This is a genomic window from Saccharothrix sp. S26 (assembly GCF_021390395.1).
Classification (GTDB): Bacteria; Actinomycetota; Actinomycetes; order Mycobacteriales; family Pseudonocardiaceae; genus Actinosynnema.
The window spans coordinates 1-21391 of record NZ_JAJUWT010000016.1; the positions used below are offsets into that span (position 1 = coordinate 1).

At 72.3% G+C, this 21391-nt stretch carries 19 protein-coding genes; 8 read left to right on the forward strand and 11 right to left on the reverse strand.

Annotated features, from left to right (window positions below; translation table 11 throughout):
• From LZG04_RS25315 to LZG04_RS25330, 4 genes are all read right to left on the reverse strand, one after another.
• On the reverse strand, positions 1 to 365 hold a 365-nt coding region (locus LZG04_RS25315), incomplete at its 3' end, for a PAS domain S-box protein (protein WP_233820945.1).
• 45 nt (positions 366 to 410) lie between these two features.
• Positions 411 to 791: an ATP-binding protein gene (locus LZG04_RS25320; RefSeq protein WP_233820947.1), complete on the reverse strand. Its 381-nt coding sequence runs from the start codon at positions 789 to 791 to the stop codon at positions 411 to 413.
• A gap of 83 nt (positions 792 to 874) precedes the next feature.
• Positions 875 to 1525 carry a response regulator transcription factor gene (locus LZG04_RS25325; RefSeq protein ID WP_233820949.1) on the reverse strand — a complete coding sequence of 217 codons (651 nt, stop codon included), beginning with the start codon at positions 1523 to 1525 and terminating at the stop codon, positions 875 to 877.
• An 86-nt stretch (positions 1526 to 1611) separates the two neighbouring features.
• On the reverse strand, positions 1612 to 2505 hold the full coding sequence (locus tag LZG04_RS25330; protein ID WP_233820951.1) for a sigma-70 family RNA polymerase sigma factor: 894 nt from the start codon (positions 2503 to 2505) through the stop codon (positions 1612 to 1614).
• A gap of 90 nt (positions 2506 to 2595) precedes the next feature.
• Between LZG04_RS25330 and LZG04_RS25335 the strand changes: the two genes are divergently transcribed.
• The 3 genes from LZG04_RS25335 to LZG04_RS25345 all read left to right on the forward strand — a co-directional run bounded on the left by LZG04_RS25335 (position 2596) and on the right by LZG04_RS25345 (position 4023).
• A complete protein-coding gene (locus tag LZG04_RS25335; protein ID WP_233820960.1) occupies positions 2596 to 2835 on the forward strand; it encodes a carboxymuconolactone decarboxylase family protein in 240 nt (79 codons plus the stop codon).
• A complete protein-coding gene (locus tag LZG04_RS25340; protein WP_233820962.1) occupies positions 2832 to 3002 on the forward strand; it encodes a hypothetical protein in 171 nt (56 codons plus the stop codon). The genes LZG04_RS25335 and LZG04_RS25340 overlap by 4 nt, the downstream gene beginning before the upstream one ends.
• A gap of 103 nt (positions 3003 to 3105) precedes the next feature.
• Entirely contained in the window at positions 3106 to 4023 is a 918-nt protein-coding gene (locus LZG04_RS25345) for a hypothetical protein (protein WP_233820964.1), read from the forward strand.
• On the opposite strand, the gene LZG04_RS25350 is transcribed toward LZG04_RS25345, so the two are convergent.
• From LZG04_RS25350 to LZG04_RS25360, 3 genes are all read right to left on the reverse strand, one after another.
• Positions 4020 to 4916, reverse strand: a complete 897-nt coding sequence (locus LZG04_RS25350; RefSeq protein ID WP_233820966.1) for a GDSL-type esterase/lipase family protein — start codon at positions 4914 to 4916, stop codon at positions 4020 to 4022. The two genes, LZG04_RS25345 and LZG04_RS25350, sit on opposite strands and share 4 nt — an antisense overlap.
• A gap of 103 nt (positions 4917 to 5019) precedes the next feature.
• The gene (locus tag LZG04_RS25355) at positions 5020 to 6843 is read right to left on the reverse strand and encodes a S9 family peptidase (RefSeq protein WP_233820968.1); all 1824 of its coding nucleotides are present in this window, start codon (positions 6841 to 6843) and stop codon (positions 5020 to 5022) included.
• Positions 6840 to 7424, reverse strand: a complete 585-nt coding sequence (locus LZG04_RS25360; protein WP_233820970.1) for a helix-turn-helix transcriptional regulator — start codon at positions 7422 to 7424, stop codon at positions 6840 to 6842. The genes LZG04_RS25355 and LZG04_RS25360 overlap by 4 nt, the downstream gene beginning before the upstream one ends.
• Positions 7425 to 7562: 138 nt before the next feature.
• Between LZG04_RS25360 and LZG04_RS25365 the strand changes: the two genes are divergently transcribed.
• From LZG04_RS25365 to LZG04_RS25380, 4 genes are all read left to right on the forward strand, one after another.
• Positions 7563 to 10787, forward strand: a complete 3225-nt coding sequence (locus LZG04_RS25365; protein ID WP_233820972.1) for a GH92 family glycosyl hydrolase — start codon at positions 7563 to 7565, stop codon at positions 10785 to 10787.
• Positions 10788 to 10894: 107 nt separating this feature from the next.
• Positions 10895 to 11269, forward strand: a complete 375-nt coding sequence (locus LZG04_RS25370) for an STAS domain-containing protein (protein WP_233820974.1) — start codon at positions 10895 to 10897, stop codon at positions 11267 to 11269.
• An 83-nt stretch (positions 11270 to 11352) separates the two neighbouring features.
• A complete protein-coding gene (locus LZG04_RS25375) occupies positions 11353 to 12216 on the forward strand; it encodes a TIGR03619 family F420-dependent LLM class oxidoreductase (protein ID WP_233820976.1) in 864 nt (287 codons plus the stop codon).
• Between the two features lie 139 nt (positions 12217 to 12355).
• Complete coding sequence (locus tag LZG04_RS25380) at positions 12356 to 13903, forward strand: S8 family peptidase (RefSeq protein ID WP_233820978.1); 1548 nt, start codon at positions 12356 to 12358, stop codon at positions 13901 to 13903.
• Positions 13904 to 13965: 62 nt separating this feature from the next.
• Here LZG04_RS25380 and LZG04_RS25385 read toward each other — a convergent pair whose 3' ends face one another.
• Both LZG04_RS25385 and LZG04_RS25390 read right to left on the reverse strand, forming a co-directional pair.
• Entirely contained in the window at positions 13966 to 15783 is a 1818-nt protein-coding gene (locus LZG04_RS25385; protein ID WP_233821417.1) for an ABC transporter ATP-binding protein, read from the reverse strand.
• 38 nt (positions 15784 to 15821) lie between these two features.
• Positions 15822 to 17555 (reverse strand): ABC transporter ATP-binding protein, encoded by a 1734-nt coding sequence (locus LZG04_RS25390; RefSeq protein ID WP_233820980.1) that lies wholly within the window; start codon positions 17553 to 17555, stop codon positions 15822 to 15824.
• 117 nt (positions 17556 to 17672) lie between these two features.
• Between LZG04_RS25390 and LZG04_RS25395 the strand changes: the two genes are divergently transcribed.
• Positions 17673 to 18374: a TetR/AcrR family transcriptional regulator gene (locus tag LZG04_RS25395; RefSeq protein WP_233820982.1), complete on the forward strand. Its 702-nt coding sequence runs from the start codon at positions 17673 to 17675 to the stop codon at positions 18372 to 18374.
• Here the strand turns inward: LZG04_RS25395 and LZG04_RS25400 are convergent, their stop codons facing one another.
• Together LZG04_RS25400 and LZG04_RS25405 are read right to left on the reverse strand one after the other, a co-directional pair.
• A complete protein-coding gene (locus LZG04_RS25400) occupies positions 18375 to 19310 on the reverse strand; it encodes a virginiamycin B lyase (protein WP_233820985.1) in 936 nt (311 codons plus the stop codon).
• Positions 19311 to 19505: 195 nt separating this feature from the next.
• Positions 19506 to 20945, reverse strand: a complete 1440-nt coding sequence (locus tag LZG04_RS25405) for a protein kinase (protein WP_233820997.1) — start codon at positions 20943 to 20945, stop codon at positions 19506 to 19508.
• Positions 20946 to 21391 lie beyond the last annotated feature (446 nt).

Here is a 21391-nt window from a genome sequence, read left to right on the forward strand (position 1 = left end):
ACCTTGGCGAACCCGCGCAACTGCCCGGACTGGTCGAACAGGGCGGTGATGACGACGTTGGCCCAGAAGCGGGTGCCGTCCTTGCGCAGCCGCCAGCCCTCGTCCTCGAACCGACCCACCTCGGCGGCGACCTCCAGCTCGTACCACGGCTTGCGCGCTTCGAGGTCCTCGGGTGGGTAGAAGATCGAGAAGTGCTCGCCGATGATGTCGTCGGCGGAGTAGCCCTTGATCCGCTGCGCGCCGGCGTTCCAGCTCACGATCCGCCCGGTGGGGTCGAGCATGAAGATCGCGTAGTCCAGCACGCTGTCCACGAGCAGGCGGTACGCGTCCTCGGTGGGACGTTCGAACTCGGGTTCGGTGGGCATTGCGTCACTGTGCACCATGGTCCGGGGCGGTGCCACGAGCCGGTGTCAGGGCGTGCCGGGGACGGCCATCTCGCACCACACGACCTTGCCACCGGGTCCGGGCGTCGCGCCCCAGGCGGTGGTCAGCTGCTGCACGAGCTGCAGGCCCCACCCGCCGACGGTCGCCGACAGGCGCGGGCGCGGGAGCACCGGGCTGCTGTCCGCGACCTCGATCCGGAGCCGGCGCTCGTCGCCCGCCAGCCGGATGACCGGGATCGTGGCGGTGTGCCGCAGCGCGTTGGACACCAGTTCCGAGACGACCAGCACGACGTCGCTGTGATCGCCCGCGTAACGCAGGTCGGCGAGGGTCTTGCGGACGAAGTCGCGGGCCAGGCCCGCCGCGCCGCGGTCGATCGGCGCGCTGAACTCCGCTGCGGGTCCATACACCGAGAGTTCCACGGTTGCACTGTGCGGTGTCCGACCCATTCGTGCCCAGACGCAGGGACACCGACGTGCCTAGTGCACGTGCACTAGTCGAGCAGGCCGTCCCGCCGGGCGATCGCCACGGCCTCCAGCTTCGACCTCGCACCCAGCTTCTCCAGCACCCGTTGCACGTGGTTGCGCACGGTGTTGCGGGCCACGCCCATGCGCTCCCCGATCTCCTCCGTGCTCGCGCCGTCGGCCATGAGCAGCAGCGTCTGGCGCTCACGCACCGTCAGCGGCACGCCACCCGACTTGGCGCGCCCGGTGAGCTGGTCGAGCACGCCGCCCAGCAGGCCGCCGTCGAACACGACCTCGCCGGCCGCCACCCGCAGCACCGCCTCGGTCAGGTTCTCCAGCCGGGCCGACTTGAGCACCAGCCCCGCCGCGCCCGCCTCGGCGGCCCGTGCGGCGACGGACACCGACGCCTCACCGGTCAGCACCAGCACCCGCGCGCCCCACTCCTCGAATCCGGGGATCGCGTCCAGGCCGTCGCCGTCGGGCAGGCGGCGGTCGAGCAGGACGACGTCGGGGCGGTGGCGGCGGACCTCGACGAGGGCGGCGGCCACCGAGCCGACCGTGGACACGACCTCGACCTCGCCCGAGTCCGCCCACGCCAGCCGGATGGCCTCGGCCACCATGTGGTGGTCCTCGACCAGGACCGCGCGGACGGGTCGTGACGGGTGAGGTGAGTGAGCCATGCTGTGCAGATCCTCGTCGCTGGTCCGGGCACCCACCCTAGTCCTCTCGGACCGGCCGGTCCGATCAGCGGGCCGGCCGAGTGACGTCAGCCCCGACCGGGCAGGTCCAGCCCGGACAGGTCCAGCCGGGCCAGCCGCTCCGGGTCGGCCAGCACGTCGATCGCGACGATCCGGCCGCCGCTGACCGTGAAGCCCATCACCGACGCGGGCACGCCGCCGGGCGCGGTGAGGATGCCCGTCCCGCCGTTGACCAGCACGCGCCTGCTGACCGCCTCGGGCCGGCGGAACATCAGCGCCCGGCGGGCGACCTCCTCCGCCCCGCGCACCGTCGTCGTGAGGTCGGGGTTGAGGGCGCCGAAGTCGACGCGGAGCACCACGTCCGGGTCGAGCACCGCGAGCAGCCCCTCGAAGTCGCCGTCGCGGGCGGCCGCGGTGAACGCGTCCACCACCTCCCGCTGGCGGGGCAGGGCGTCGGGGACCGGCGTGCCGTCGCGCACCCGTCGCCGGGCGCGGCTGGCCAACTGGCGGGCGGCGGCCGGGGTGCGGCCGACGATCGGGGCGATGTCGTCGAACGGGAGGGCGAACAGGTCGTGCAGCACGAACGCCAGCCGTTCGGCGGGCGTGAGCGCCTCCAGCACCACCAGCAGCGCCAGGCCGACGGAGTCCGCCAGCACCGCCTCGTGCTCGGGGTTGCCGCCGTCGTCGGGGGCGAGCACCGGGTCGGGCACGCGCACGTCCAGCGGGTCCTCGCGCCTGGACGCGCGGGAGCGCAGCATGTCCAGGCACACCCGGCCGACGACGGTGGTCAACCAGCCGGTGAGGTTGCCGACGTCACGGGTGTCCGCGCGCTGCAACCGCAGCCACGCCTCCTGCACCGCGTCCTCGGCCTCGCTCATCGAGCCCAGCACCCGGTAGGCGACCGCCCTGAGGTGACCGCGGTCGGCCTCGAAGCGGGTGGCGAGAAGTTCCTCGTCGGTCACTGTCACATCCTCCGTGCTCGATCCGTCAGGGAGGTGACGGACCGGACGAGCACGATGTGACGGGGAGGGCGAACGAGCGTGCAGGCACGGATGAACCACCCCGCCACGGCCCTGCCCGGCACGATGCAGGCGCTGATCGCGCTGGGCCGGACCGCCACGCGGGCGGGGTTGTCGCGGACGCTGATGGAACTGGTGAACCTGCGGGCGTCGCAGATCAACGGGTGGGGCGGGTGCGTGGACATGCACGGCGAGGCGCTGCGCGAGGCGGGCGAGTCCGACGAGCGGATCTTCGCCGTGGGCGCGTGGCGCCGGCGCCGGCCGAGGCCGTGACCCGCCTGTCCGACCGACCCGACCCGGTGCCGGGCGACGTGTGGCAGGAGGCCGCGAAGCACTACGACGAGAAGCAGCTCTCGGGCCTGCCGGTCGCCGTCACCACGGTCAACGTGTGGAACCGCCTCGACGCGGCCACGAATCAGGTGGCGGGCGCCTGGGGCTGACGCGCCCCTGGCGTGGGGCTCGTGGAGCGGCGCGGTGGTTCGACGTGACGTGCGACTCGGCGCTCCGCCGGCACCGGGACGGGGTGGTGAGCGTCAAGAGGGCGTGAACGCAGAGGAGCCGCAGCCGCCGCGGTGGGCGGTGTGGGTTGCGCGGGCCGTCGCCGTGGTGGTCGTGGTGCCGGTGCGCGTGGTGTGGGAGTGGGTCAAGGTCGTCGGACGGGCCGTGCGGCGGTTCGTGCTGCGGCCGTTGGCGGCGGTGGGGAGGTGGGTCTGGGACGGGGTGCGCGCCGTCGGACGGTTCGCGTGGCGGTGGGTGTTCGCGCCGGTCGGGCGTGGGTTGCGGTGGTGCGGTCGCGCCTTGGTGCGGTACGTGCTCCGGCCGATCGGGGCCGTGTTGCGGCTGGTGGGGCGTGGGCTCGCGGCGGTCGGCGACGGGGTGCGGTGGGTGTTCGGTGCGGTGGGACGGTTCGTGCTGCGGCCCGTCGGTCATGGGCTGCGGCGGCTGTTCGCGCCGGTGTGGCCGTGGTTGCGGGCGGCGGACGTGGCCGTGGCGGACTTCGTGCGTTGGGTGGCGAAGGGGGTCGGGCGGGCGCTGCGGGTGGTGGTGTTCGTGCCGCTGGCGTGGTGCTGGCGGACGCTCGTCGTGCGGCCCCTGCGGTGGCTGTGGCGGGAAGTCGTCGTGCGGTGCGCGCGGGCGCTCTGGTGGGTGGTGCGGCTGTTCTTCGGCGCGCTGATCTGGGCGTTCCGGGTGGTGGGGCGTGGGCTGGCGTGGCTGGGCCGGGTCGTCGGGGAGGCGCTGCTGTGGGCCTGGCGGCTGCTGTCGCGGGTGGTCCGCGCGGTGGTCGTGCCCCCGGTGCGGTGGGTCCACCGGGTGGTGCTCGCGCCGGTCGGCCGGGCGATCCGGCAGGTGTGGCGTGCGGCCGTGGTGGCTCCGGCGCGGTGGGTGCGCGGGTCCGTGGTCGAGCCGGTGCGGTTGGCCGGGCGGCGGCTGCGCGAGGCGATCGGCGGGCGGCGCGACTAGCGGCCGGTGGCGGCGAGGATGGCGGACGCGATCGCCTCGTGGCCCGCGGGGGTCGGGTGGACGTCGGTGTGCGCGCAGAAGTACGTCAGGGCGCACACCTTCGCCACCGGGGTCGGGATCGGGCCGTAGGCGGGGTCCTGGGTGGTCTCGGTCAACGGGCCGTAACCGCCGGTGGCGGCCGTGACGTCGACGAACGTCGCGCCGACCTTCTCGTACTCGGACTTGAGCGCGGCGTTGAAGAAGTCGCGGAACAGCGACACCGACAGGCGGGCGAGGTCCCGGCCGTTCGGGAACGCGGGTGAGACCCACGCGCCGAGGAACACGTCCGGGTAGGTCAGGCCGACGATCGGCGCGTCGCCGGCGGCCTCGCGCAGCGCGGGCAGGGTGGCGGCCAGGTTGGCGCGGGTCGCGGCCACGGCCTGGGACGCGCAGCTCACCGGGTCGCCCGCCCGGGCGCACGGCGCGAGGTCGTTGCCGCCGATCACCACGGTCACCAGCCCGACCCGCCCTTGGTGCTCGCGCAGCGCCTGCACGGCCGCGTCGAGCTGGGTGCGGCCGGCGAGGTCGGGCGCGTCGGGACCGCGGTTGGCCGGCGGGCAGCCCGGCTCGGTCCGCAACTGGACCGACGTCGCCCCGCTGCACGCGAGGTTGACCAGCCGCAGGTCCGAGCGTTCGGCGACGAGGTAGGCGAACCCGTCCCGGCCGGCGTCCGCGGATCCGCCCGCGTCCGCCGGCCGGTAGCCCGTCGCGTAGGAGTCGCCCAACGACACGTACACGCGGTCGGCGGGCGGCTCGCTCGTCGTGGACGACGGCGTCGGGTCGGGCGTCGAGGTGCACGCCCCCAGCACCACCGCCAGCGCACCGATCAGCGCGGCTCGCCGAACTCCCGGCACGTCGACCCCTTCCCGTGACAGCCCGCATCGATTCCCCAGGCTACCCGGCGGTGCGGCGGCCAACCCTCGTCCACTGTGGACCGACCACCGCGGCGCACGGGTGCTATTCCGACCGGTCGGCGGTCGAGGTCAGGTGGGTCAGCAGGAAGTCGGCCACGTCGCCGATCGCGCGCACCTCGTTGGCGCGGTTGGTGAAGCCGTGGCCCTCGTCGTCGTAGACGTCGTAGCGCACGTCGACACCGCGATCCCTCAGCGACGCCACGATCTGGTCGCTCTCCGCCTTCACCACGCGCGGGTCGTTCGCGCCCTGGATGACGAACAGGGGCGCGGTGATCGCGTCGGCGTACGTGACCGGTGAGCGCTCCAGCAGGAAGTCGGCCTCGGTGTCCGGGTCGCCCACCCACTCGGCGATCTCCGGCCGCCACGTCTCGGGCACCGAACGCGCCATCGTCAGCAGGTTCGAGGGGCCGACCACCGACACACCCGCCGCCCACAGCGACGGCAACCGCGACAGGCACGACAGCGAGGCGAAGCCGCCGTACGACCCGCCCCACACGCCGATCCGGGCCGGGTCGACCCAGTCCAGGCCGTGCAGGTACTTGACGGCGTGCTCGAAGTCGCCCAGCTCGTCGCCGCCGAAGTCGCGCAGGATCAGCCGCTGGTAGGTCTTGCCGTACCCGGTCGAGCCGCGCACGTTCGGCGCGAGCACCGCGATCCCGCGGGACACCAGGTACTGGTAGAGACCGGCGTAGTTGTACTGCGGCCGTTCCTGCGCCTCCGGTCCACCGTGGATCGACAGCACCACGCCCCGCGGGCCGTCGCCGCGCGGCCGGTACAGCCAGGCGGGCACCTCACGGCCGTCGTGCGTCGGGTAGCGGATCAGCTCCGGCTCGACGAACGCGACCTCGACCGACGGCGCGCTGGAGGTCAGGTACCGCAGCTCGTTCGCGGCCAGGTCGAGCACGGCGACCTCGGTCGGCCGCGTGGCGGTGGCGAGGCGGAACGCCAGCACCTCGCCCGCCACGCACAGCGACTCGATCACGCCCGCCGGCAGCTCGGGCAACGTCACCAGCTCGCCGTCCCGCAGCACGAACAGCCGCGAGAGGCCGTCCTCGTTGACCGTCCACGCCCGCACCGCGCCGGACGTCGCCACCTGCTCGACGTCCCACGCCGGCGTCACGAGGTCCGTGATCGCCCCCGTGGCCAATGAGTACGAACCGAGCGACCGGAACTCGCCGCCCCGGTCGTGCAGCAGGAGGAACCCGGAGGAGTCCGCCGCCCACGGCCCGCCGACGTGCAACTGCTTGCCCTCGTGCCCCGTGACGACCCACAGCGGCGCGTCCGGCTCGTGCAGGTCGACCAGGCCGACGTCGCTGTCGGAGTTGCTGTGCATGCCGGTGGTCAGCAGCCAGCGACCGTCCGGCGACACCGGACCGGCTTGCAGCAACGTGCCGGGCACCGACTCGACCCGGCGGACCGCGCCCGTCTCCAGATCCTGGATCAGCACGTCCTGCACACCCGCGTCGCGGTCGTTGCCCGCGTACACGACGGCGCGGCCGTCCGGGGTGAACGGCGAGGGGCAGTCGAAGGTGAAGATGGACGAGCCGAGCACGTGCTGGGCCGCCGCGTCGGTGAGCCGGCGCGGCGTGCCGCCCTCGGCGTCGACCAGGTGCAGCTGGAACTGCTCGTTGCCCTGGAAGTCGGCGGTGTACAGCAGTGCCCGGCCGTCCGGCGACCACGCGACCTGGCGCACGGCGTGGTCGGTGTAGTCGGTGATCTTGCGGGCCGGGCCGCCGGCGACCGGCGCCACGTACAGGTTCTGCTGCCCGTCGGTGTTGGCCGCGTACGCCACCCGCGTGCCGTCGGGTGACAGGGCGACGTTGGAGCGGAAGCGTTGCCGCGGGGCGAAGTCGCGGTACTCGGTCATGGTTGTCCCCCTGGGAGTGGTGGTCGCAGCGGCGTCATCGACACCGCGATGTCGACGGGCGCCGTGCCGGGACGGCGCTTGGACGGCGCGCCCCGGTCGACGTAGGAGTTGACGACGGCTTGCACCGCGTCACGCAGCTCGACGAGCTCGTCGGCGGTCAGGTGCAGCACGGCGAACGACTCCGACGCCGCGCCGCGCCAGTGCTCCGGGTAGGTGTCCCTGGTGCGCCACCACTCGGACTGCCGGTGCTGGCGGCGCACCCAGCGCAGTTCGTCCAGCGCGCGCAGCGCGGACAGTCCCTCGGCGTCGAGGTCCCGCGTCGAGATGCGGGTCTCCTGCTCGACGAGCTGCCACGGCCGCTGCCTGCCGACGCCGCCTTCGGCCTCTTCGACGAAGCCGTGCCGTGCCAGCAGCCGCAGGTGGAACGAGCAGTTGGCGGGCGTGGTGCCCAGCTCGGTCGCCGCTTCGGTCGCGGTCAGCGGTCCTTCTTGGGCGAGCAGCTCCATGATCCGCACCCGCAGCGGGTGGCTCAGCGCCCGCAGGTCGTGCGCGTCGGTGAGCTGCCGCCGTTCGAAAGACATGTTTCGAAAGTACTGTTGCGACCGCGATCCGTCCAGTGGTGGGGCTGGACGAGCGGGGGAGTCGTGCGCGAGAGTCGGGGCGGTGATCGGGCACGCGGATCACTTGACAACGTTGTCACCCAGAGAGGGCCCCTGCCGATGCCGCTCAGACGAGGCAACACGCTCCTGCTGGCCGCCGCGCTCCTCCTGGTGGGGCCGCCGGCCGTCGCCGCGCCCGCCGCACCCGACGCCGCGGACCCGACCAGCCTGGTGAACCCGTTCGTCGGCACGCAGAACTTCGGCAACACGTTCCCCGGTGCGAGCCTGCCGTTCGGCATGGTGCAGCTCAGCCCGGACACCGGCGGCCAGGGCGGCTACGACTACCAGCAGCAGGAGATCCACGGCTTCAGCCAGACGCACCTGTCCGGCGTCGGCTGCGGCGTGGCGGGCGAGCTGCCGGTCATGCCGACCACCGGGCCGGTGGACAACGTTGACACCTCCGGGTACCGGTCGAAGTACTCGCACGCCGACGAGGAGGCGCGGCCGGGTTACTACCGCGTCGGGCTGTCCCGCTACGGGGTGAACGCCGAGCTGACCGCCACCGAGCGCACCGGCTGGCAACGCCACACGTTCCCGGCGGGCGCGCAGGCCAACGTGCTGTTCAACACCGGCAAGGCCAACCAGCAGGTGCTCGACTCCGAGGTCCACGTCGTCGGCGACCGCACGATCGAGGGCCGGGTCAAGGCCGGGCGGTTCTGCGCCGGCCGCGACGAGCACACGGTGTACTTCACGGCCACGTTCGACCGGCCGTTCTCCGGCTTCGGCACGTGGCGCGGCACGACCCGCGCACCCGGCGTGCGCGACGCGGCCGGCCAGGGCGGCAACGGCGCGTGGGTGAGCTTCGACGCGACCGCCGACCGGGACGTCGTGCTCAAGGTCGGCCTGTCCTACACGGGCGTGGAGGGCGCGCGGAAGAACCTGGCCGCCGAGACCGGCGACTCCTTCGACTTCGAGGCGACCCGGGCCGCCGCGCACCGGGCGTGGGCGCGGCGGCTGGACTCGATCCGCATCGACGGCGGCACCCCCGAGCGGCGCACCGCGTTCTACACCGCCCTCTACCACTCGTTGCTGCACCCGAACCTGGCCGGTGACGTGGACGGCCGCTACACCGGGTTCGACGGCGAGCCGCACGTGGCGGACGGCTTCACGCCCTACCAGAACCTGTCGCTGTGGGACACCTACCGGCCGCAGAACCAACTCTTGGAGCTGCTGGAACCGCAGGTCGCCCGGGACGTGGCGCTGTCGGTGGTGGCCAGCGGCCGCGACGGCGGGTGGCTGCCGCGCTGGGCGCTGGCCAACAGCGAGACCAACATCATGACCGGCGACCCGGTGACCCCGTTCCTGGTCGAGGCGTGGTCGAAAGGCCTGCTCGCCGGGCACGAGGAAGAGGCGTACGAGCTGCTCAAGCGCAACGCCACCACCGTGCCGCCGGCCGACTCGCCCTACAACGGGCGGGCCGGGGTGGAGTACTACCGCGACCGCGGGTACATCCCGTCCGGGCTGGAGCTCGGCGTCGACTGCGCGCACAAGGGCGGCGACAACGACTGCAAGCACCCGGCGTCGGCCACGCTGGAGTACGCGGCGGCGGACGCGTCGCTGGCCGTGATGGCCCGCGGCCTGGGCGAGGACGAGGACGCGCGGCTGTTCGCCGAGCGCGGGCAGTGGTACCGCAACCTGTGGGACGCCTCGACCGGCCACTTCCGCCCCCGCACGGTCGAGGGCACGTGGGTGACGCCGTACAACCCGGTCGACGCCGGTCACCAGTTCCACGAGGGCGGCGCGTTCCAGTACCAGTGGCTGGTGCCGCAGGATCCGAACGGCCTGGTCGAGCTGATGGGCGGGCGAAGGGCGACCGAGCAGCGGCTCGACGCGTTCTTCGCCTACGACAAGCTGCTCGCCGACCCGGCCCGCACCGTCCGCGAGGACTGGATCACGCAGCCCTACGACTACTACGGCAAGCCGACGTACAACCCGAACAACGAACCCGACCTGCTCGCCCCGTACTTCTACCTGTCCACCGGCACGCCCGCGAAGACGGCGACCGTGGTGCGCGCGGCGATGACGTTGTTCACCACCGGCCCGGACGGCATGACCGGCAACGACGACCTGGGCACGATGTCGGCGTGGTACGTGTTCTCGTCGCTGGGCCTGTACCCGACGATGAGCGGCGGCGACTTCCTGGCGCTGTCCAGCCCGCAGTTCCCCGGCGCGACCGTCCGGACCGGGGAGCGGACGCTGACGATCACCGCGCCGGGCGCGAGCGACGCCAACCGGTACGTGCAGCGGGTGTCGTTCAACGGCCGGGACGTGCGCCGGACGTGGCTGGACTGGGACACCGTCGCGGGCGGCGGCACGCTGGCGCACCAGCTCGGCACCACCCCGTCGGCCTGGGGCACCGAGCCGGGCGCGGAGCCGCCGTCGATCAACCGCGCGCGGCCCGACGGGCGGCGGCACGTCGACGCGTCGCTGCGGCCGGCCTCGGCGGTCGTGCCGGCGGCGGACGTGCCGCAGACGGTGTCGTTCACGGTGGACGTGCTCGCCCAAGGGCCGGGTGCGGTGCCGGTCGGCGTGACGGCGAGCGCGCCGGAGGGCTGGTCGGTGACGACGACCCGGCAACTGGTGATCAGGTCCGGCCGGCTGCCGACGCAGCAAAGCGTGCAGGTCGTGGTGGGGGTGCCGGCGGGCACGGCGCTCGGCCGCTACCCGGTGCGGGTCACCGCGGCGGGTCCGAACACCGTCGTGCGGGACGCCGTGGTGGAGGTGCGGCAGGCGGCGACGTGCGCGGTGGCGGGCGAGCAGTGCGCGGTCGACCTCACCGGGCAGCTCGACCACGACGGCACGGCCACGGTCACCGCGTCCGACCAGGGCGACTTCGACGGCCAGGGCTGGAGCTACGACGCCGCGCTGATGCCCGCCGCCGGCCCGGTGGTGCTGGGTGGCGTCACCTACCACGCGCCGGACGCGTCCGGGACGGCGGCGAACTTCGTGGAGGCACGGGGGCAGGCGGTGCTGCTGCCCGCCGGTGAGCACGGCGCGCTGCGGCTGGTGGCGGCCTCGCACAACGGCCCGGTGACCGTGGGTGTGACCGTCCGGTACGCCGACGGCAGCACCGCCGAGACGCCGGTCGTGGTCGGCGACTGGGCGGGCTCCGGTGGCGAGGTGGTGCTGGAGATGCCGCACCGCATCAAGGCCGGGCAGGGCGTGGACGGCCCGCCGGTGCGCCTGTTCGGCCTGTCCGTGCCGCTGGACCCGGCCAAGGCCGTGCACTCGGTGACGCTGCCGGACGACCCGCGGGTGGAGGTGTACGCGATCACGCTCACTTGATCCGTTCCCGGAGGTTTGCCCCTCGGCGAAGCAGGGAACCGGTACGGGACCGGCGACCGCCGGTGATCTTCTCTGCGGATGTGCTGCCGTGATGGGCGAGGGGCGGAATGAGTCTGCATATTGCCGGTGACGACGTGGTCGTGTCGCTCAAGCGGCTGGGGTCGGCCTCGGTGCTGGTCGTGCGGGGCTGTGTTGATGCCGGAACTGCTCAGGTGCTGCGGGAACGCGTGGACCTGGCGTCCCGGGGTCCGGGTGGTGTGGTGGTGGACCTGAGCGAGGTCTCGTTCTTCTCGTCGGCGGGCGCGGCGGCGCTGGCGTCGGCGAGCCGTCGGGTCCGGCTCCACGTGGTGGTGACCCCGGTGGTCCGGCGGGTCTTGGAGGCGGCTGGCGTGGCGGACGTCCTCGACCTGCACGACTTCCCGGCGGCGGCGGAGGAGGCGGCCACGGCTTCGCGCCCGTCCCCGCTGCTGTTGGTCGGCTGAGCGTCGCGCCCTGCCGTGCCTTCCCCCGGCACGGCAGGGCGCGCTTGCCTTGACGTCGGCGTCAACGCCTACGGTCTTCGATCATGAAGTTCGCCGTCAGCTACAGCACGCCCTACTTCGGCGTGGACCCCGACCGGGTGGTCGCCTACGCCCGGCACGCCGAGGAGTGCGGCTTCGAGGCGTTCTACCTGCCCGAGCACATCGCGGTGTACCCCGGTGCGACGGTCGGCACGCACCCGATCCCGCCCGCGCTGCCCTACGCCGACCCCGTGGACTGCCTGGCGTTCGTCGCCGCCGCGACCCGGCGCATCCTGCTCGGCACGGGTGTGTTGCTGCTGCCCTACCACCACCCGGTGGTCCTGGCGAAGCGCCTGGCGACGGTCGACGTGCTGTCGAAGGGGCGGATGCGGCTGCTGACCGTGGGCCTGGGCACGCTGCCGGGTGAGGCCAGGGCGGTCGGGGTCGACTTCGCCACGCGCGGCCGTCGTGCCGACGAGGCGATCGACGTCCTGCGGTTGTTGTGGGAGGGCGGCGAGGAGGGCGTGAGCTTCGCGGGCGAGTTCTTCGCGTTCGAGGATCTGTGCAGCTTCCCGAAGCCGCACGGGGTCACGCACCTGCCGATCCACGTCGGCGGGTCGAGCCGGGCGGCCGCACGACGAGCCGGACGCCGCGGCGACGGCTACTTCCCCGGCGGGATGCTCATGCCCGACGAACGGGCGCTCCAGTGGAACCTCGCCCGATCGACCGCGACCGAGGCCGGTCGTGACGCGGGGGCGCTGGAGTACACGCGGTGGGGCTCGATCGACATGACCCCGGACACGGTGGAGGCGTTCGCCGAGCAGGGGGTGACTCGCGTGGTGGTGAGCGCGACCAGCGCGGACCCGGACGAGCAGCGGGACCAGCTGTCGGCGTTCGCGCGACGGTTCGGGCTCGCCGACGGGCCGTGATCGGGGACCACGCACGTGGTGGCGGACCATTCGTGTCACGTGCCGCCGCCGCCCTTCGGCCTGCCGCACCGGTCTCCTCCGCACCCTCCGACCGCCATGTCACTGTCGGTGGTCGGATCTCAACCCTGCGGAGGTTTCGATGAAGCGCAAGGTCATCGCGGTGAACGGGGTGGTGGGCGTGCTGGCGCTCACCGCCGGTCTGCTGGTCGGAGCGCCACCGGCGGGCGCGGCGGAAGGCGACATCAGGCTCGCCGCCGCCGGCACGGCCGTGCCCGGGCACTACCTGGTGGTGCTGGAGGACGGCGTCGCCGCCCAGGCCGCCGACCTCACCGCCAAGCACGGCGGGACGGTGACGGCCACGTGGCGGCACGCGTTACGCGGCTTCGCGGTCAACGCGAGCGAACGGGAGGCGAGAAGACTCGCCGCGGATCCGGCGGTGCGGTCCGTCAGCCAGGACGGCCTGGTCCAGGCGGTCGACACGCAGCCGAACCCGCCGTCGTGGGGCCTCGACCGCATCGACCAGCGCGACCTGCCGCTGAACTCGTCGTACAGCTACGACACGGCCGCGGCCAACGTGCGGGCGTACATCCTCGACACCGGCATCCGGACCACGCACTCGACGTTCGGCGGCCGGGCGTCGTGGGGCTACGACGCCGTGGACGGCACCAACACCGACTGCAACGGTCACGGCACGCACGTGGCGGGCACGGTCGGCGGCAGCCAGTACGGCGTGGCCAAGGGGGTGCAACTGGTCGCGGTCCGGGTGCTCAACTGCGCGGGGTCGGGCACGTTCGCGCAGGTGATCAGCGGCGTCGACTGGGTGACCGCGAACGCCGTCAAGCCTGCGGTCGCGAACATGAGCCTGGGCGCCGCCGCCTCCGCGGCCACCGCGCCCTTGGAGACGGCCGTGCGCAACTCCATCGCCTCCGGCGTCACCTACGCCCTGGCGTCCGGCAACTCCAGCTCCGACGCGTGCGGCTTCAGCCCGGCGCTGGTGCGCGAGGCGATCACGGTCAACGCCTCGACGAACGCCGACGCGCGGGCGTCGTTCTCCAACTACGGCACGTGCACGGACGTCTTCGCGCCCGGCCAGAACATCACGTCGTCGTGGCACACCGGCGACACCGCCACCAACACCATCAGCGGTACCTCGATGGCGTCACCGCACGTCGCGGGCGCCGCGGCGCTGTACCTGGCCACGCACCCCGGTGACGCGCCGGCGACCGTGCAGGCCGCGCTGGTCAACGCCGCGACGCCGGACAAGATCACCGGTCCCGGCGCGGGCTCGCCGAACCGCCTGCTGTACACCGGCGCGACGACCGGTGGCCCGTCGACCGTCACGGCGGTCCGCTACTACGGCCGGGGCGACCACCTGACGTCGGTCACCGGCGCACCGTCGGGCTACGTGGCCGAGTCCTCCCTGGGCCGCCTGCTGACCAGCCAGGCTGCGGGCACCCACCCGCTGTACCGTTGCCTGATCGGCGCGGACAACTTCACCTCGTACGACGTGAACTGCGAGGGCCAGACGCGCGTCGGCCTGCTCGGCTACGCCCACGACGGCGCGGTCGCCGGCAGCCACCCGATCTACCGCTGCCTGGTGCGGGGCAGCGGCGACCACATGGAGTCCTACGACCCGAACTGCGAAGGCCAGATCACCGAGGGCAACATGGGTTACTTCCTCGACTGACGGGTCGAAGAAGAGCCTCGGCGGCGGTCCGGACGTCCGGACCACCGCCGAGGTCCACCAGGTCAGACGGCGGCGGCGAACTGGGCGGCGTAGAGGCGGTGGTACGCGCCCTCGGCGGCCATCAGGTCGTCGTGGCTGCCCTGCTCCACGATTTGGCCGTTCTCCATCACCAGGATCACGTCCGCGTCCCGGATGGTCGACAGCCGGTGCGCGATGACGAAGCTCGTCCGCGACGACCGCAGGGCCGCCATGGCGTGCTGCACCAACGACTCCGTGCGGGTGTCCACCGAGCTGGTCGCCTCGTCCAGGATCAGCAGCGACGGGTTGGCCAGGAACGCCCGCGCGATGGTCAGCAACTGCTTCTCACCGGCGCTGACGTTGGTCGCCTCCTCGTCGATGACGGTGTCGTAGCCGTCCGGCAGCGTGCGCACGAACCGGTCCACGTAGGTGGCGCGGGCCGCGGCGATGATCTCCTCCTCGGTGGCCGAGGAGTTGCCGTAGGCGATGTTGTCGCGGATCGTGCCGCCGAACAGCCAGGTGTCCTGGAGCACCATGCCGGTCTGCGAGCGCAGGTCCTCCCGCTTCAACGCGGTGATGTCCACCCCGTCCAGCGTGATGTGGCCCGCGTCCAGCTCGTAGAACCGCATGATCAGGTTCACCAGCGTGGTCTTGCCCGCGCCGGTCGGGCCGACGATCGCCACGGTCTGCCCCGGCTCGGCCACCAGCGACAGGTCCTCGATCAGCGGCTGCTCGGGCCGGTAGGAGAAGCTGACGTGCTCGAACTCGACCCGGCCCCGGCGTTGCGCGGGCAGCGTGGCCTGCGCCGGGTCCGGCTCCTGCTCCTCGGCGTCGAGCAGCTCGAACACCCGTTCGGCCGACGCCACACCGGACTGCATCAGGTTCGCCATCGACGCCACCTGCGTCAACGGCTGGGTGAACTGGCGCGAGTACTGGATGAACGCCTGCACCTCGCCCAGCGTCATCGCCCCGGACGTGATGCGCAGCCCGCCCACGACCGCCACGGCGACGTAGCTGACGTTCGACAGGAACATCATCATCGGCATGATCAGGCCGGACACGAACTGCGCGCCCATCGCCGAGCCGAGCAGCTCGTCGTTGCGGCGCTTGAACTCCGCCTCCGACTCACGCTGCCTGCCGAACACCTTGACGAGCTGGTGGCCGGTGAACGACTCCTCGATGTGGGCGTTCAACGCGCCGGTGTGCTTCCACTGCGCCACGAACAACGCCTGCGACCGCTTGCGGATCCGCCCGGTCGCCACGACCGAGATCGGGATCAGCAGCAACGCGATCAGCGTCAGCAGCGGCGAGATGGTCAGCATCATCACCAGCACGCCGACGACGGTCAGCAACGACGTCAGCAGTTGGCTCAGCGTCTGCTGCAACGTGGTCGACACGTTGTCGATGTCGTTGGTGACGCGGGACAGCAGCTCGCCGCGCGGCTGGCCGTCGAAGTAGCGCAGCGGCAGCCGGTGGATTTTGTCCTCGACGTCGGAGCGCAGCCGGAACACGAAGCGCTGCACCACGTTGTTGAGCACGCGGCCCTGCCACCAGCCGAACAACGACGCGATCACGTAGAGGGCCATCACCCACAGCAGGACGCGACCCAGGGCGGCGAAGTCGATGCCCGCGCCGGGTGTGCCGCGCAGCCGGCCCAGCACGCCCTCGAAGATGATGTCGGTGGCGTGGCCGAGGATCTTCGGTCCGGCCACGGAGAACGCCACGCTGATCACGCCCAGCGTGATGACGGCCAGCAGGGCGACCCGCTCGTCGCGCATGCGCCGGACCAGGCGACGGGCGGACGGGCCGAAGTTCTCCGCCTTGCCCATCGGCATGCCCATGCCGGGCATGCCGCCGCCCATGCGGGGCGGGGGAGCGGATCGGGACGGGGTGGTGGTGGTCATGCCGCCTGCTCCGAGGTCAGCTGCGACTCCACGATCTCCACGTAGGTGGGGCAGGAGTCCAGCAGTTCGTGGTGGGTGCCGATGCCGACGACCGTGCCGCCGTCGAGCACCACGATCCGGTCGGCGTCCAGGATCGTGGACACGCGCTGCGCGACGACGATCACGACCGCGTCCCGCGTGTGCGGGCGCAGCGCGGCGCGCAGCCGGGCGTCGGTGGACAGGTCGAGCGCCGAGAACGCGTCGTCGAACAGGTAGATGTCCGGTTTGCGGACCAACGCGCGGGCGATCGAGAGCCGCTGCCGCTGGCCGCCGGAGACGTTCGTGCCGCCCTGGGCGATCTCGGCGTCCAGCCCGCCGGGCATGGCCTCGACGAAGTCGCGCGCCTGAGCGATCTCCAACGCCTCCCACAGCTCGTCGTCGGTGGCCTCGGGCCTGCCGTAGCGGAGGTTGGACGCCACCGTGCCGGTGAAAAGGTACGGCCGCTGCGGCACCAGTCCGATACGCGCGCACAACGCGTCGGTGTCGATCTCGCGGACGTCCACGCCGTTGACGAACACGCCGCCGCCGGTCACGTCGATCAGCCGCGGCACGAGGTTGAGCAGGGTCGTCTTGCCGGTGCCGGTGCTGCCGATCACCGCGGTCCGGTGACCGGCCTCGGCGCGGAAGGCGATGTCGCGCAGCACGGGCTCGTCCGCGCCGGGGTAGCGGAACTCGACGCCGCGGAACTCCACCGAGGTCTGCCGCGGCAGCTCGAGCAGCGGTGCGGTCGGCGGGAGCACCGACGACTCGGTGTCGAGCACCTCGTTGATCCGCTCGGCGCTTACCGCGGCACGCGGGATCATCATCGAGATGAAGGTCGCGAACATCACCGCCATGAGGATCTGCATCAGGTAGCTCAGGAACGCCGTCAGCGCGCCGATCTGCATCTCGCCGCTGTCCACGCGGTACGCGCCGAACCACAGCACGGCCACGCTGGAGGCGTTGAGCAGCAGCATCACCACCGGGAAGATCATCGCCTGGAGCCGGCCGACGCGCAGGGCCGTGTCGGTGAGCGCGCCGTTGACCTCGGCGAAGCGCTGGGTCTCGGCGCGTTCCCGGACGAAGGCGCGGACGACGCGGATGCCGGCCAACTGCTCGCGCAGCACCCGGTTGACCGCGTCGATGCGCTCCTGCATCAGCCGGAACTGCGGGACCATGCGGATGACGATCAGACCGACGGCGATGGCCAGCGCGGGCACGCAGACCACGAGCAGCCACGACAGGCCGACGTCTTCGCGCAGCGCCATCACGATGCCGGCCACGCACATGATCGGCGCGTTGACGAGCATCGTGCAGCCCATCACGACGAGCAGTTGGACCTGCTGCACGTCGTTGGTCGTGCGGGTGATCAGGGACGACGGCCCCAGGGTGGCGACCTCGCGCGCGGAGAACTCGCCGACGCGGTGGAAGACCGCCGCGCGGACGTCGCGGCCGAAGCTCATCGCCACGCGGGCGCTGTAGTAGACCGCGCCCACGGAGGACAGGATCTGGATGACGGACACGCCGACCATCCAGCCGCCGGTGGACAGGATGTAGCCGGTGTCACCGGCGGCGATGCCGAAGTCGATGATGTCGGCGTTCAGGCTCGGCAGGTACAGCGAGGCGACGGTGCCGATCAGCTGTAGCACGAGCACGACCGCCAGTTCGCGTCTGTACGGCCGCAGGTGGGCACGCAGCAAGCGGCTGAGCAACGGTGTTCCCCCATAAGAAACGGATCGTGTCTAACATGTGCAAGGTAGACCCGTGCGATAAGAAACGCAAAGTATCTAAAGGGTCGGTAAAGGTGCACGGGTGGCGTAAGGGGCAGGGTGACGGGACCGAAGTCGCGCCGGCGGGGCGCGCCGCTGGAGCAGGCCATCCTGGACGCGGCCTGGGACGAGCTGCGCGAGGTCGGCTACGCCAGGCTCACCATAGAGGCAGTGGCCGCGCGGGCGGGAACGAGTAAACCGGTGATCTACCGGCGGTGGGGCGGACGGGCGGAGCTGGTGCTGGCGGCGTGGGCCCGCAAGCTGCCGGTGGAGCCGGAGACGCCCGACACCGGCACGTTGCGCGGCGACCTGCGCACGCTGTTCTCCCGCATCGCCCGTCGGGCCGACTCGATGATGAACGAGATGGTGGCGGGCGTGATGGGTGAGGCGTTCCGGCACCCCGAGGTGGCGGCGCTGCTGGGCGAGCGCCTGTCCAACCCGTCGCCGCTCACCGGCGCGGTGCGGTCGATCGTGGACCGGGCGGTGGCGCGGGCCGAGCTGCCGCCGGTCGAGCTGCCGCACCGGGTGCTGCGGCTGCCGCTGGACCTGGTGCGCAACGAGTCGATGACGTGCGGCGCGCCGGTGTCGGAGGAGACGGTGGGGTCGTTGGTGGATGACGTGTACGTGCCGTTGCTGCACGGGTTGGCGGCGGTGCAGGCGGCTGGTGGTGCGGCTGAGGGTCGTGGGGTGGCCGCGGGGAGTGGTGTGGGCGCGGGGAGTGGTCTGGGTGCGGGCGGCGGTGTCCGGGAGGACGTGGGGTGATCAGGGGCGGGTCACGCGGGCGAGGGCCCCGGTTTCCAGGGCGAGCCACAGCGCGCCGTCCGGGCCCGGGGTGAGGCCGTGCGGTTCGGCGTGGGGTGCGGGCAGCGGGTGTGAGTCGGTGGTGCCGTCGGTGGTGATCACGCCGACCCGGTTCGCGCCCCATTCGGTGAACCACAGGTCGCCGCGGTCGTCGGCGACGATGGCGTGAGGGCGGGCGGCGGGGTCGGCCAGCGGGAACTCGGTGATCTCGCCGCCGGTGGTGATGCGGCCGATGCGGCCCGCGGCGATCTCGGTGAACCAGAGCGACCCGTCGGGCCCTGCACAGATGCCGACCGGTCCGGCGGCGTCGGTGGGGAGCCGGTGGACGGTGACGTCGCCGGTCGCGGTGATGCGGCCGATCGCGTTGGCCTGGTTGAGCGTGAACCACAGGGCGTCGTCCGGTCCCGCGGTGATGGCGGACGGGTACGCGCCGGTCAGCGGTAGCTCGAACTCGGTGACGTGGCCGTCGGTGGTGATGCGGCCGATGCGGTCGGCGGTGATCTCGGTGAACCAGAGCGCGCCGTCGTGGCCGACCGCCAGGCCGTAGGGGCCGCAGTCGGGGGTCGGTGGCGTGAACTCGGTGACCTCGCCGGTCGTGGTGATGCGGCCGATGCGGTGGCCCTGGTACTCGGTGAACCAGAGGGCGCCGTCCGGGCCGGGGACGATCACGGTGGGGCCGCGGTCCGGGGCCAGGTCGTGAGTGGTCGGCTGGTCGCCGGGGACGAGTCGGCCGATCCCGCTGCGGTGGACCAGCGTGTACCAGAGCGCGCCGTCCGGGCCGGTGGTGATCGCGTACGGGCCGCTGTCGGGGGTGGTGACGAGGTGGATTTCGACGCTGAGGGCGGCGGCTGGGGTGGTCTGGGCGCTCGGGGTGGGCGGGGGTTCGGTGGGCGTCATGGGGAGAGGTTCGTCTCCTGGCGGATTGGGGTTGTCGCGGTGTGTGTACTTGGCGTCCGGTCGGGGTAGTTAGGGCTCGCCGTGTGCGCGCGTGGTCAACACGGTAGGCCGGCTTCGGCTGGCTGGGTCAGACTGGCGCGGAACGTTGAGACAAACAGCCTCCGCGCCGGTCTGACCTCCCTTCCCGGGTGCGAGTCAATTCGAGGTGCAGGTCAGGTCCGGGTCGGGGACGCCCTGTCCGTTGGCGGTGAAGCCGAACGTGGTGGAGCCGTCCGCCGGGAGCTTGCCGTTGTGCGCCGCGTTGGTGACGGTCATCGAGTCCTCGTGCACGGTCAGGGTGCCGTTCCACAGGTTGCTGATCGAGTGGCCCTCCGGGCGGGGCCAGGTGACGGTCCAGGTGGTGGTCGGCTGGTCGCTCGCGTTGCGCACGGTGACTTGGGCCTGGTAGCCGCCCGGCCACGAGTTGGTGATGGTGAAGCGGGCGCGGCAGGTGGATGCCTGGGCGGGGGTGCTGCTGCTGGTGGTTGTGGTTGAGGTGGGCGGGGTGGTTGTCGTTCGGGTGGTGGTGTCGGTGGTGACCGTGGTGTCGGTGGTGTCGGTGGTGGATGCGGCGGGTTGGGTGGTGGTCGCGGGGGAGTTGGTGGTCGTCGTCGTGGCGGGCGCGGGGTCGGCGGTGCTGGCCGAGTCCTTGCGGGCCAGCGAGTTGCCGATCACGATCCCGGTGGCGACCAGCACGACCGCGCCGGCGATCAGCGCGATCCGCCGCCACGGCACGCGGGGCTGCGCGGGCAGCGGGCGGGTGTCGCCGATCTGGGACGAGCCGGGCAGCGGGCGCCCTTCGACGACCGCGCCGAGCAGCGTGTGCAGCTCGGCCATCGTCGGACGTTCGGCCGGGTCGCGGCGCAGGACGCGTTCCAGCACGTCACCCAAGGGGCCGGTGAACGTCATCGGGGCCATTTCGCCGTCCGCCACGCGCCGGAGCAGCGCGTACGGGTTGTCGGTGGTGCCGAACGGCGGGTGGCCTTCGAGGGCGGCGTAGAGCGTCGCGCCCAGCGAGTAGACGTCGGAGGGGAACATGGCGTCCTGGCCGGCCGCCACTTCGGGGGCGAGGAACGCGGGCGTGCCGACGACCACCCTGGCATCGGTGACGGTGGTCTCGCCGATCGCGCGGGCGATGCCGAAGTCGGCGATCTTCGCGGTGCCGTCCTCGGTCAGCAGGATGTTGAACGTCGTGACGTCGCGGTGCACGATGCCGTTCGCGTGGGCGGCGGCGAGGGCGGAGGCGACCTGCCAGCCGACGCCCGCCACCAGCTCCTCCGGCAGCGGTCCGCCTTCGTCGACCAGTTCGGCCAGCGTCTTCGACGGCAGGTACTCCATCACCAGGCACGGCTGGCCGCCGTGTTCGACGACGTCGTGCACGGTGACGGCGTGCGGGTGCCGCAGGCGGGCGGCGACCCGCCCTTCCCGCACGATCCGCTCCACGGCGCGCGGTGAGTTGGCCGCGTTGAGGAGCTTGACCGCGACGGATCGCCCCAGGCGCTCGTCACGCGCCCGCCAGACCACCCCGGCCGCCCCGCGCCCGATCAACTCCACCAGCCGGTAACGCCCGGCGATGACCTCGTCCCGTTCCGACACAGCCAGAAGCTACTTGGCCGGATGGTTCGTCGGCCACCTCCAGTTGATCTCAGGGTGGGGTCAAGGCAGCGGTCTTGAGTCCGGCTCGATTTGACATGGGGCCCGTACGGGCACTCCAGGCAGGCCAAAGCCGGCAGGCCCGGCGGGGAAAAGCGTCCCGCCAGGCCTGCCGGCTTCGACCAGCCTAAAGCACCCGAACCCATGTCAAATCGGGCCTCGGTGGGCTGGTTCCGGGTCCGTTGTGGGTGGGTTCGGCGTGGTGGCGAGCGGAAGTAGCGGCCGTTGGCATGCCGATCGGCGACTTCCCCGGCAGCCTCGGCGCCAACTCCACCGAAACATGAGCGACACGCCGGCCGGTCCCTTTGAAGCCGTCGAGGTCTACGAGATCCAAGGCCAGAACCACTACCTCATTCGAGACGCCGTGGCGTGCGGACGAGTTCCCCTGT

Excerpts from the sequence above, each read along its gene's own strand:
- LZG04_RS25325 (WP_233820949.1), bottom strand. The coding sequence starts at position 1,525 with ATGGCTCACTCACCTCACCCGTCACGACCCGTCCGCGCGGTCCTGGTC.
- LZG04_RS25335 (WP_233820960.1), top strand. The coding sequence starts at position 2,596 with ATGAACCACCCCGCCACGGCCCTGCCCGGCACGATGCAGGCGCTGATC.
- LZG04_RS25355 (WP_233820968.1), bottom strand. The coding sequence starts at position 6,843 with ATGACCGAGTACCGCGACTTCGCCCCGCGGCAACGCTTCCGCTCCAAC.
- LZG04_RS25360 (WP_233820970.1), bottom strand. The coding sequence starts at position 7,424 with ATGTCTTTCGAACGGCGGCAGCTCACCGACGCGCACGACCTGCGGGCG.
- LZG04_RS25365 (WP_233820972.1), top strand. The coding sequence starts at position 7,563 with ATGCCGCTCAGACGAGGCAACACGCTCCTGCTGGCCGCCGCGCTCCTC.
- LZG04_RS25370 (WP_233820974.1), top strand. The coding sequence starts at position 10,895 with ATGAGTCTGCATATTGCCGGTGACGACGTGGTCGTGTCGCTCAAGCGG.
- LZG04_RS25375 (WP_233820976.1), top strand. The coding sequence starts at position 11,353 with ATGAAGTTCGCCGTCAGCTACAGCACGCCCTACTTCGGCGTGGACCCC.
- LZG04_RS25380 (WP_233820978.1), top strand. The coding sequence starts at position 12,356 with ATGAAGCGCAAGGTCATCGCGGTGAACGGGGTGGTGGGCGTGCTGGCG.
- LZG04_RS25385 (WP_233821417.1), bottom strand. The coding sequence starts at position 15,783 with ATGGGCGGCGGCATGCCCGGCATGGGCATGCCGATGGGCAAGGCGGAG.
- LZG04_RS25400 (WP_233820985.1), bottom strand. The coding sequence starts at position 19,310 with ATGACGCCCACCGAACCCCCGCCCACCCCGAGCGCCCAGACCACCCCA.